This window comes from Rhodopila sp. (genome assembly GCF_035548235.1).
Classification (GTDB): domain Bacteria; phylum Pseudomonadota; class Alphaproteobacteria; order Acetobacterales; family Acetobacteraceae; genus Rhodopila.
The window spans coordinates 41,664-52,457 of record NZ_DASZTJ010000098.1 but is presented as its reverse complement, the minus strand read 5'-3'; the positions used below and the strand labels follow the sequence as shown (position 1 = coordinate 52,457).

Annotated in this window: 9 protein-coding genes; 3 read left to right on the top strand and 6 right to left on the bottom strand. The window is 68.0% G+C overall.

What is annotated here, in order from left to right:
• Positions 1–263: 263 nt before the first annotated feature.
• The 6 genes from VHB27_RS08195 to VHB27_RS08170 all read right to left on the bottom strand — a co-directional run bounded on the left by VHB27_RS08195 (position 264) and on the right by VHB27_RS08170 (position 8,123).
• Positions 264–1,109, bottom strand: a complete 846-nt coding sequence (locus VHB27_RS08195; protein WP_325599098.1) for a phytanoyl-CoA dioxygenase family protein — start codon at positions 1,107–1,109, stop codon at positions 264–266.
• Positions 1,106–2,569, bottom strand: coding sequence for an NAD(P)/FAD-dependent oxidoreductase (locus VHB27_RS08190; RefSeq protein ID WP_325599096.1), 1,464 nt, complete (start codon positions 2,567–2,569; stop codon positions 1,106–1,108). The genes VHB27_RS08195 and VHB27_RS08190 overlap by 4 nt, the downstream gene beginning before the upstream one ends.
• A complete protein-coding gene (locus tag VHB27_RS08185) occupies positions 2,559–4,301 on the bottom strand; it encodes an ABC transporter ATP-binding protein (protein ID WP_325599094.1) in 1,743 nt (580 codons plus the stop codon). Before VHB27_RS08185 ends, VHB27_RS08190 begins: the two co-directional genes overlap by 11 nt.
• Positions 4,298–5,143, bottom strand: a complete 846-nt coding sequence (locus VHB27_RS08180; RefSeq protein WP_325599092.1) for an ABC transporter permease — start codon at positions 5,141–5,143, stop codon at positions 4,298–4,300. The genes VHB27_RS08185 and VHB27_RS08180 overlap by 4 nt, the downstream gene beginning before the upstream one ends.
• Positions 5,140–6,171, bottom strand: coding sequence for an ABC transporter permease (locus VHB27_RS08175; protein ID WP_325599090.1), 1,032 nt, complete (start codon positions 6,169–6,171; stop codon positions 5,140–5,142). Before VHB27_RS08175 ends, VHB27_RS08180 begins: the two co-directional genes overlap by 4 nt.
• 341 nt (positions 6,172–6,512) lie before the next feature.
• The gene (locus VHB27_RS08170; protein WP_325599088.1) at positions 6,513–8,123 is read right to left on the bottom strand and encodes an ABC transporter substrate-binding protein; all 1,611 of its coding nucleotides are present in this window, start codon (positions 8,121–8,123) and stop codon (positions 6,513–6,515) included.
• A gap of 143 nt (positions 8,124–8,266) precedes the next feature.
• Here VHB27_RS08170 and trpB point away from each other — a divergent pair, with 143 nt between their 5' ends.
• Genes trpB through VHB27_RS08155 form a run of 3 tightly spaced genes read left to right on the top strand, consistent with a single transcriptional unit; the run spans position 8,267 to position 10,730 of the window.
• Positions 8,267–9,478, top strand: coding sequence for a tryptophan synthase subunit beta (trpB, locus tag VHB27_RS08165; protein ID WP_325599086.1), 1,212 nt, complete (start codon positions 8,267–8,269; stop codon positions 9,476–9,478).
• On the top strand, positions 9,475–10,293 hold the full coding sequence (trpA, locus tag VHB27_RS08160) for a tryptophan synthase subunit alpha (RefSeq protein WP_325599084.1): 819 nt from the start codon (positions 9,475–9,477) through the stop codon (positions 10,291–10,293). The genes trpB and trpA overlap by 4 nt, the downstream gene beginning before the upstream one ends.
• A 17-nt stretch (positions 10,294–10,310) precedes the next feature.
• A complete protein-coding gene (locus VHB27_RS08155) occupies positions 10,311–10,730 on the top strand; it encodes a hypothetical protein (RefSeq protein WP_325599082.1) in 420 nt (139 codons plus the stop codon).
• Positions 10,731–10,794 lie beyond the last annotated feature (64 nt).

Genomic DNA, 10,794 nt, shown 5'->3' with positions numbered 1-10,794 from the left:
CAAGACGGTGATCGCCGCGCTGGGTCCGCCGCCGAAGCGCCACGCCAAGGCGCCATTGCCCGCCTGGGTGGTACCAACCGTCTCGGCCCTGATCTTCGTCCTGGGTCTATCGGTGTTCGTCTACCGGGCGGTGTCGGGGATCTGAGGGGCTTCACCGGCTGCTCATGGGGGTGCAGGGCCGCAGTCGCCGGAACGGGCCGAAACCGGGGCCTTTCGTCATGGCGGGCACAGGCCCGCCGGGACGAGGGGACGCCGGCCGCCAGTCAGTGGATGCCGGCCATCTCCGGGATCGACCGGCTCGCTTCCCAGAACCGAGCGTCGCTCTTGCGATGGGCGGCGACGGCATCGGGATGGAGGTCGGAGAGGGGGCGCGGTTCCAGGTCGAAATGGCCGTAACGATCCTCCCCGCGCACCAGCGACGCCGTCAGGCGGGTCGGGCCGACATGGCGCACATGCGCCGGGATGTAGCTGATGCCGATCCCGATCCGGTCGTCGGTCCCGGTATTCGGGTCCGAGGCATGGATCGCCATCGTGTGGTGCAGCGAGATTTCGCCGGGCGAGAGGATCACCGGCACCGCCTTCGATTCATCGACGTTCAGGACGACCGTCTGCCCGCGCGACAGCATCAGGTCCGGGTCCGGCACGTCGGCATGCGGCAACTGCCCGTCCCCATGCGTCCGCGGCACGATCCGGACGCACCCCGTCTCCAGGTTGCTGGGGCTCAGTGCGACCCAGGCGGTGACATGCTCGAATGGTGCCAGACCGAAATAGGTGCCGTCCTGGTGCCACGGCACGCGGTTGGAAGAGCCGGGCGTCTTCCACCACATCGTCGTGTGGAACACCAGGATATCGGGGCCGATCAGGTCCTCCACCGCATCCAGCACCCGCGGGTGGCGCACCAGCTCCGCCGCCCATTCGAACAGCAGATACGGTTTCACACGATAGGAGATCGTGCCCTTGCGCGCCTCTGCCGGGTTCGCCGAGGCGCTGCACGTGCGCTCGACCTCCCGCCGGTACCACAGCGCGTCCTCGGCCGACATCACCCGTTCGGGGAAATGGAAGCCTTCTTCCTTGTAGTGACGGACGGCATCCTCGGTCAGTATCTTCATGGCGTCTTCCTTTCCGTCAGGATCGCCTGCGGAACGTCGTAATCCCGCAGCGATCGCCAGTGCTTTTCCACGTCCGCGGTGAACAGCCCGCGGGTCAGGCCGGAGACGAGCTTCGGGACGGCGGTCGTCATCGCGTTGATCGACGCGCCGGACGGACCGAAGCTCATGGTCGAGGCGATATTGAACATATGCACGTCGCGCATCCAGTCGGTCAGGCCGGGCTGGCGCGGCAGCAGGGCGAAATCGGGACCAAGATAGGGGAAATCCGCCAAGCGGTCGTCAGCTTCCCCATCGGCCTTCCCATCGGGATCCCCATCGGCTTCCGCTGGCTGCGGGTCGTAGCGGTCGCGCCAGCGGGCAATGTTTCCAGCGCAACGACCCAACTCGGGGCGTGCGGCGAAGTCGATCATGATGCCGGTGCCGCAGATCAGGAAGTCGGCTTCGTGCGGCCCGGCCGGCGTGTCGATCAGGACCGCATCGCCCGCCATGCGCGCGCCGGTCCAGGGCCGGCCGGTCAGCAGGCGGAACGCGGGGTGGCGCGCGCAGCGGTCCCAGGTCGGCTGCGGGAACCCCTCGCGCAGTCCCAGGATATGGCTCATGAACCGCCAGCGCCACGCATCGTCCAGGTCCGACAGATGCCGCAGGAACCCCGCAAACGTCAGCCACCGGAACGGCTGGATCACCTGCGGTTCCGCCCGGCGGCAGAACAGGGCGACATCCCGCGCACCGGCCTCCAGCGCCATCGCCGCGTTGTCCAGCGCCGAGGCGCCGGCGCCCAGCACCGCGACGCGCCGGCCGCGCAGCGCGGCGAAATCGATCGGGTCCGCCGTATGCGCCCGCACATGGACCGGCAGCGCGGCGACGAAGTCGGGCATCCACCACGTCCCGCCGCCGTCCTGGCCGGTGGCGAGCACGATCTTGCGCGCGTAACGAACGCCGCCGCCGGCGAAGCGTGCCTCCAACAGACCCTCAACGGGCGCGATGTCCACCAATTCGGTTTCGTTGGCAACGGGAACGCCAGTGACGTCGCGCACCCACAGCAGATAGGCGGCCCAGTCCTGCCGGGTGATCAGCTCCAGCGCCTGCCAATGCGCCGGCCCGTACACCGCCTCGTGCCACGACTGGTACGCCAGGCTGGGCAGGTCGAGGTCCGGCCCGGTGTAATCCTTCGGCGATCGCAACGTCGGCATCCGCGCGTAAGTCAGCCAGGGGCCTTCGAGGCCGCGCGGCGCCTTGTCGACGACCAGGACGTTGTCGACATGCGCGCGCATCAGCCCGTGCGCGATTGCGACGCCCGACTGCCCTCCCCCGACGATCAGCACGTCCAGCGCGGGCTTCCCATCCGGGCCGGCGACCGGCTCCATCCAAGGCAGGCGCGGATGGGCGATGCGCGCCAGGTCGTCGCGAACCCGAGCGGCGAGGGCATCGAGGCCCGCCGCGAAGGGAGCGTCATCCGGCAAAGGCGAGCCTCCCGCCCGCCGGTTCGAAATGCGGGATCGCGTCCAGCAGGGCGCGCGTGTAGTCGTCGCGCGGCGAATCGAAGACGGCCTGGCTGGCGCCCGTCTCGACGACCTTGCCCTGGCGCAGCACGACGATCTGGTCGCACAGCATGCGCACCACGTTCAGGTCATGGCTGACGAACAGCAGGGCGATGTCGTCCTCCCGCCGCAAACGGTCGAGCAGTTGCAGGATAACCGCCTGGATCGACACGTCCAGCGCCGCGGTCGGCTCGTCCAGCACCAGCAGCTTCGGCCGCGGCGCGATTGCGCGGGCGATGCCGACACGGGCCTTCTGCCCGCCGGATAGCTGGTGCGGAAAGCGGGTCAGCAGTTCGGCCGGCAGGCCGGCGCGTTCGGCGGCCTGCCTGACGCGGTCCGCCAGGGTGGCGCCGTCCTTCAGGTGTTCCAGCCGGCGCAGCGGGTGGGCGATGGAGTCGAACGCGGTGAAGCGCGGGTTCAGGCTGTCGTTCGGATCCTGGAAGACGATCTGGATGTCGCGGCGCTGCGGCGCGCGGTGGAAGTCGTTGGCGGGGACGCGGGCGATGGACTCGCCCAGGAAGACGATGTCGCCGCCGTCGGCGTCGAGCAGGCGGCAGATCATGCGCGACAGCGTGGTCTTGCCCGATCCGGACTCGCCGACCAGCCCCAGGCTGCCGCCTGGTTCGAGGTGGAAGGAGACGTCGTCGACCGCCTTGACGCCGCCCGAGAAGGTTTTGACGACGTGCTGGAGTTCGAGGAGATGGCCGGTGCCGGGGGAACGGACGGGGTGCAGAGAGGCAGAGGCACGCATGCTCGGCCTTGTCTCTCCCGCCGCCCCTGCTCCTGTCCCAGTGCGATGGCCAGGCTTGGCCCGGTCATGGCACGAGGGCGGGGGAGACGGGTCCAGGTCGGCCAGGTCCGCCAGCGTCGACGTCCGTGTCGGGGACGCCGCGATCAGCCGCCGTGTGTAGGGATGGGAGGCGCCCCGGAACAGCGCCTCGGTCTCGCCGCGTTCGACGATCAGGCCTTTCTCCATCACCGCGATCGACCCGCAATACTTCGCCGCCAGGCCCAGGTCGTGGGTGATCAGGATCGTCGCCATCCCGTGTTCGGCGGTGATGCCGGCCAGCAGGTCCATCACCACTTTCTGCGTGGTGACGTCCAGCCCGGTGGTGGGCTCGTCGGCGATCAGCAGCGCGGGCTCGCAGGCGATGGCCATGGCGATCATCACCCGTTGGCACATCCCGCCCGAAAGCTCGCCGGGATAGGCGTGCAGGCGCTTCTCGGCGTCGCGGATGCGCACCGCCTCCAGCAGCGTCAGCGCCTGCTTGCGCGCGTCGGCGGCCGTCATGCCCTTATGCGCCCGCAGCACGTCGACGATCTGGTCCCGCACGGTGCGGATCGGGTTCAGCGCGGCCCTGGGGTTCTGGAAGATCATCGACATCGCCGCGCCGCGCAGGCTGCGCAGTTCGCCGGCCTTCGCCTTGGTGATGTCCCGGCCCTGGAACGTCACCCGGCCCTTGTCGATCTGCCCTGCCCTGTCCAGCAGGCGCATGATCGCCAGCGAGGTGACGGACTTGCCCGATCCGCTCTCGCCTACGATACCCAGCGTCTGCCCGGCATCCAGGTCGAAGCTGATCCCGTGCAGCGCGCGCACCACGCCGTTGCGGGTGGAGAAGCTGACCTGCAGGTCTTCGACCGACAGCAGGGTCATGTCCGCATCCTCGGGTCCAGGATGTCGCGCAACCCGTCGCCCAGCAGGTTGAAGAACAGCACGGTCAGCATCAGGGCGAGGCCGGGATAGGCGACCAGCCACCATTTGCCGGTGGTGATGAAGCGGGCGCCCTCGGCGACCATGATGCCCCATTCCGGGGTCGGCGCGGTGACGCCCAGACCGATGAAGGACAGGCCGGCCGCGTTCAGGATCGCCCAGCCCAGGTTCAAGCTGATCTGCACCGCCATCGCCGGCAGCACGTTGGGCAGCAGGAAACGCATGACGACCGCGAAATGGCCCTCGCCGCTGGCCCTCGCCGCCTCCACCCAGCCCGCGTTGCGCCGTACATTCACCTCCGCTCGGGCGAAGCGCGTATAGAAGGGCAGGTTGATGACGGCGGTGGCGATGATGATGTTCTCCATCCGGTTGCCCAGGGCGGCGACCAGCGCCATGGCCAGGACGAACAGCGGGAAGGCCATCAGCACGTCGACGATGCGGCCGACCCAACGGTCCAGGCGCCCGCCCTTGTAGCCGCAGAACCCGCCGATCATCGCGCCGATCACGAAGGACAGCCCGACCGCGACCACGGCGATCAGCAGGTCGAGCCGAGCGGCCCAGAGCAGGCGGGAGAGGATGTCGCGGCCAAGCTGGTCGGTGCCGCACCAATGTGCGGCGGAGGGGGGCTGGAGCGCCTGCGCCACGTCGGAGGCGACCGGGTCATAGGGCGAGATCCACGGCGCGGCGAGCGCCAGGACGACGACGGCGACAAGCCCCGCGGCGGCGAGCGCGGTGACCGGATTGCCGCGCAGGACGAAGACGGCGTGGCGGGTGGTGGCGCTCATTCCACCGACACCCTGGGATCGGCGATGCCGTAGAGGATGTCGATCACCACGTTCACGCCCACGAAGATCGTCGCCATCAGCAGCACGAAGGCCTGGACCGGGGCGTAGTCCGCCGACAGCAGCGCATCCAGCGCATAGGATGCGACGCCGGGCCAGGAGAACACCTTCTCCACCAGCACGTTCGCCCCCAGCATGGTGGAGAACACGATGCCGGTGATCGTCAGCACCGGCAGCAGGGCGTTGCGCAGCGCGTAGGCGACGATGATGCGGAAGCGGCTGACGCCCATCGCATTCGCCGTGCGGATGAAGTCGCTGCCCAGCACCGCGAGCATCGAGGCGCGCGTCATCCGCGCCAGCGGCGCCAGCACGAACAGCGCCATGGTGCAGGCCGGCAGCAGCAACTGGGTGAAGGCGGCCCACCAGCCCGACCAGTCGCCGACGATCGCGAAGTCGATCAGGTAGAACCCCGTGATGTCGGGCGGCGTGCTGGCGAAGATGTCGATGCGCGCGGTGGGATCTGGCGCGAGTCCCAGCAGGTAGTAGAACACGTAGATCAGCAGCAGCCCCGAGACGAAAGTCGGCACGCAGACCCCTGCGGTACACAGCATGCGTACGATATGGTCGACGATCGAGCCCGGTCGGAGCGCCGCCGCCACCCCCAGCGGAATGGCCGCCGCCAGGGCGATGAAGAGCGCGGTGAAGGTCAGCTCCAGCGAGGCCGGCAGCCGCTGCGCGATGTCCGCCGTCACCGGCTGGCCGGTGCCCAGGGAGCGGCCAAGGTTGCCGGTCGCGATGTCTTCCAAATAGCGGACCAGTTGCACCGGGATGGGCTTGTCGAGGCCCATCTTGTGCCGGACCGCCGCGATCTCGGCCGCGCCGGCGTTCGGGCCGGAGGCGAAGAACACGGCCGGATCGCCCGGCATGACACGCATCAGGACGAACGTAATGACGACGACGCCCAGCAGCGCGGGAATGGAAGAGAGCAGGCGCTGGCCGACGCGGCGGGCGATGGCGAGGAGGATGGTCATGGGTGTGCCGTCATTTCTATTCCGCTCTCGTCACGGTCGGACTTGGCCCGCATAGGCCGTGCAATTGGCCGGAGCCAGCGCCGCCTCGTCATGGCGGGCGGTGGCGCGCCAGCCATGCACGGCGGGGTCGATACAGGGATCAGGCGCGCAATTGGCCGGACCCGGCGCCGCCTCGTCATGGCGGGCGATGGCGCGCCAGCCACGCACGGCGGGGTCGATACAGGGATCAGGCGCGGACGGCGGGCCTCCGCCCGCCATGACGGTTGTGATGCCCCCGAAGGCGGCTCTCCCAAGGCCTGCTCGGCCTGTCCCGGCCACCAGCAAGGAGCGGCCTTGTCCCATCACGTCCGGACCAGGTCGCGGAAGTCGGCCTGGCGGTAGAACTCGTAGGTGTACCCGTTGATGTTCTTCGCCATCGCCGCGTCGTGATTGGGCTGCCACAGCGTGATCAGCGGCACGTTCGCCAGGTACAGCTCGATCATCTCCTTGCCCAGTTGCTGGTATTTCGCCTCGTTCAGCTCGAAACGGGCGGCGCCGGAGAGTTTTTCCATGTCGCTGTTGATCCAGCTCGCGAAATTCCAGCGCTGGTCGCGGGTGAAATAGAGCCGGAAGAAATAATCCGTCGCCGGCAGCCAGGCGGTGGCGGCGTCGGTGAAGAAGGGCAGCGTCTTGTTGGCTTCGCCGGTGTTGAACTCGGCGTCGGGCATCTTCTGCACCGTGACGTCGATGCCGATCTTGCCCAGCGCTTCCTTCAGCAATGCGGCCATCGGTTCGGCGGTCCCGGCGGCGCCGGTCGAGAAGGTGAAGGTGGTCTTGAACCCGTTGGGGAACCCGGCCTCGGTCAGCAACTGCTTGGCCTTCGCCAGGTCCTGATTGAACGGCATCGGCTGCGGGAAGTCGCCGGTCGGCGGCGTGGTCCAGGTCGCCCCGTACAGCGGCTTGCCGAGGGAGAACAGCGCCGCCTTGAACATGTCCTGATACGGCAGGGCCGCGGCGACCGCCTGGCGCACCTTGACGTTGTCGAACGGCGCCATCTTGCAGTTCATGCTGATATGCGTGAACCCGTTGCTCTGCGGGGTGGACACGACCTTCGACTTGGCCGATTTCGCCACCGTGGAGATATCGCTGGCAGCCAGGTCGATGCACAGGTCGGCATCGCCTTTCTCGATCAGGTTCGCCCGCGTCGCCGCTTCCGGCACCGTCTGGATGATGATCCGCTTGAAATAGGGCAACTTGCCCCCCAGGCCGCCCTTCCAATGCTCATTGCGATGCAGGATGACGCTTTCGCCGGGCGTCCATTTGTCCACGATGTAGGCGCCCGACGCCGCCGTGTTGGTCTTCGTCCAGTCCAGGCCCCACGGATCGTCGGCGGTGCAATGCGGCTTGACCAGCTTGCTGTTGATGATCTGCGCATACGGCACGCACAGATCGGCCAGCCCCAGGCGGTCCGGGTCGGGCAGGTGCACCGCGATCGTATGCTCGTCGACGATGACGAACTGGTCGGTCTTGGTCATCGAGCCCAGGAAGAACTGCGGCGGCGCCAGAGACTTCGCCGCGACGCAGCGGTCGAGCGACCATTTCACGTCCTCGACCGTGACCTTGTCGCCGTTCTGGAAGGTCGCATCCGGCCGCAGCTTGAAGGTGATCGTCTTGCCGTCGGGGCTGACCGTGTAGCTCTGCGCCAGTTCGGGGATGATCGTGCTGGCGTCGAACGTCCAGTGGCCGTTCACCTGCTTGCGGCCGAAGCGGGCCAGGCGGTCGTAGACGACCATGCTCAGGCCGAAGGCTTCGCGGGTCGAGCCATAGACTGTCAGGTCAAGTGTATTGATGTTGGCCCCGGTGACGTAGCGGAGCGTCTCCTCCCGGCTTTGTGCGAGCGCGACGCCTGGCAGGGCCGAGAGGCCCGCGAGGCCGGCGGTGGCCTGGAGGATGGAACGGCGCGTTGTGGTCATATGTCTGATGTTCCGGCGTTGCTGACGTTGTGCGGCGCAGCAAGTACCGTGCCAGACGCCATTGCAGCGGCCGGCAGCCTGGATCGGGCACCTTGACCTGCCCCGGCCAGCGCGTAGAACCACCCTGGCAAGGAGAAGGTCGTGTGAACATCCAGAATACGCTTCGCTCCGGCCCCACCGAACGGGGCCGTTTCGGCGAGTATGGCGGCCGCTTCGTCGCCGAGACGCTGATGCCGCTGATCCTGGAGGTCGAGCGCGCCTATAATGCCGCCAAGGCCGACCCGGATTTCGACGCGGACCTGAAGCACCACCTGACCCATTATGTGGGCCGGCCCAGCCCGCTGTGGTTCGCCGAACGGCTGACCCAGGAACTCGGCGGCGCCAAGGTCTACTTCAAGCGCGACGAGTTGAACCATACCGGCAGCCACAAGGCCAACAACTGCATGGGCCAGATCCTGCTGGCCCGCCGGATGGGCAAGACCCGCATCATCGCCGAGACCGGCGCCGGCCAGCACGGCGTCGCCACCGCTACGATGTGCGCGCTCTTCAACCTGCCCTGCACCGTCTACATGGGCGCGACCGACGTCGAGCGGCAGAAGCCCAACGTCTTCCGCATGAAGCTGCTGGGCGCCGAGGTGAAGCCCGTCACCTCCGGTGCCGGCACGCTGAAGGACGCGATGAACGAAGCGCTGCGCGACTGGGTCGCGAACGTCCAGGACACCTATTACCTGATCGGGACCGTCGCCGGCCCGCACCCGTATCCGCAGATGGTGCGCGACTTCCAGTCGGTGATCGGCGAAGAAGCCAAGGTCCAGCTCCAGGAGGCCGAAGGCCGGTTGCCCGACGCGGCCGTTGCCTGCATCGGCGGCGGATCGAACGCCATGGGCCTGTTCCACCCGTTCCTCGACGACCGCTCAGTACGCCTAATCGGCGTGGAGGCCGGCGGCCACGGGATCGAGACCGGGCAGCACGCGGCTTCGCTGACCGGCGGCCGGCCGGGCGTGCTGCACGGCAACCGCACCTATCTGCTGCAGGACGATGACGGGCAGATCATCGAGGCGCATTCCATCTCCGCCGGCCTGGACTATCCCGGCATCGGGCCGGAGCATTCCTGGCTGCACGATATCGGCCGGGTCGAATACGTCTCGGCGACGGACCAGGAGGCGCTGGCCGCGTTCCAGCTCTGCACGCGCACGGAAGGGATCATCCCGGCGCTGGAGCCGGCGCATGCGCTGGCCCATGTGACCAAGCTCGCGCCGACCATGGGCAAGGACGAGATCATCCTGATGAATCTCTGCGGCCGGGGCGACAAGGACATCTTCGCCGTCGCCGAACACCTGGGCGTCAGGCTATGAGCCGCATCGCTGCCCGTTTCGCGGAATTGAAGAAGCAGGGCCGCGGGGCGCTGATTCCCTTCCTGGAAGCCTATGACCCGGATCGCGAAACCAGCATGGCGCTGCTGCGTGGCATGCCCGCCGCCGGCGCCGACCTGATCGAGATCGGCATGCCCTTCACCGACCCGATGGCCGATGGGCCGATCATCCAGGCGGCGGGCAAGCGCGGCCTCGCCGCCGGGGTGAAGGTCGCCGGCGTCCTGTCGATGGTGAAGGCATTCCGCGCCCAGGACGAGGCGACGCCGGTCGTGCTGATGGGCTACCTGAATCCGATCCTGTCCTATGGCCCCGAGAAATTCTGCGCCGACGCCGCCGCCTCGGGCGTGGATGGGTTGATTATCGTCGACCTGCCGACCGAAGAAGCGGACATGCTGGTGCCGTTCGCCAACGCCAGCGGACTGGACGTGATCCGGCTGGTGGCGCCGACGACGGACGACAAGCGGCTGCCGCACGTGCTGAACGGCAGCTCCGGTTTCGTTTATTACGTCAGCATCACGGGCATCACCGGCACCACCAGCGCGACGCAGGAACACCTGGCGACGGCGATCCCGCGCATCCGCAAGGCGACGCAACTGCCGATCGCCATCGGCTTCGGCGTCCGCACGCCGGAACAGGCCGGCCATGCCGCGCGCGTGGCGGACGCGGCGGTGGTGGCCTCGGCGCTGATCGATACGCTTTCGACCTATCTGGACGCCGACGGCAAGGCCAGGCCCGGCGCGGTCGAAGCAGTGCTGGACCAGGTACGCGGCCTGGCCGCAGCGGTGCGCAAGCCATAAGGGGGTTGCGCGCGATCATGCTGGCGGTCGCCGCCGCCAGCATCCTGGCGGGCGCCGTCATCGCGATCCTGCCCGCCCTGATCCTCTCGCTCGTCCACCTCTTCTACGATAGTTCCGGTGGCATACTGATCCTGCTCGGCAACCTGCTGAAGCTGCTGCCGCATCCGGCCTTCACGCCAGGTGCGGGCGGCGGCCTGCCGATCTTCCAGGCGCTGGAGGACCATGTCGGCCTGGTATTGTTCCGCTCACTGACCGGCGCCGTGCTGTGCTCCATCGCCTTCACGATGCTGATCGCCCGGCGGCGCGGATGGCTCGTTGCGGCGTGCTGTTGCGTGGCCGGACTGATCGCCGGCCATGGCGCGATCCTGGCGTTGATACCGGCGATCGTGTTCGCCCCGGCGATTGCCGTTGGGCAGTTCCGTCCGACGGGAATATGAAATCTTGACGACATCGACGGAACCGCGTGGTTCCGAGCTTGCAATGAGGTGGCGGGTCCGCTTG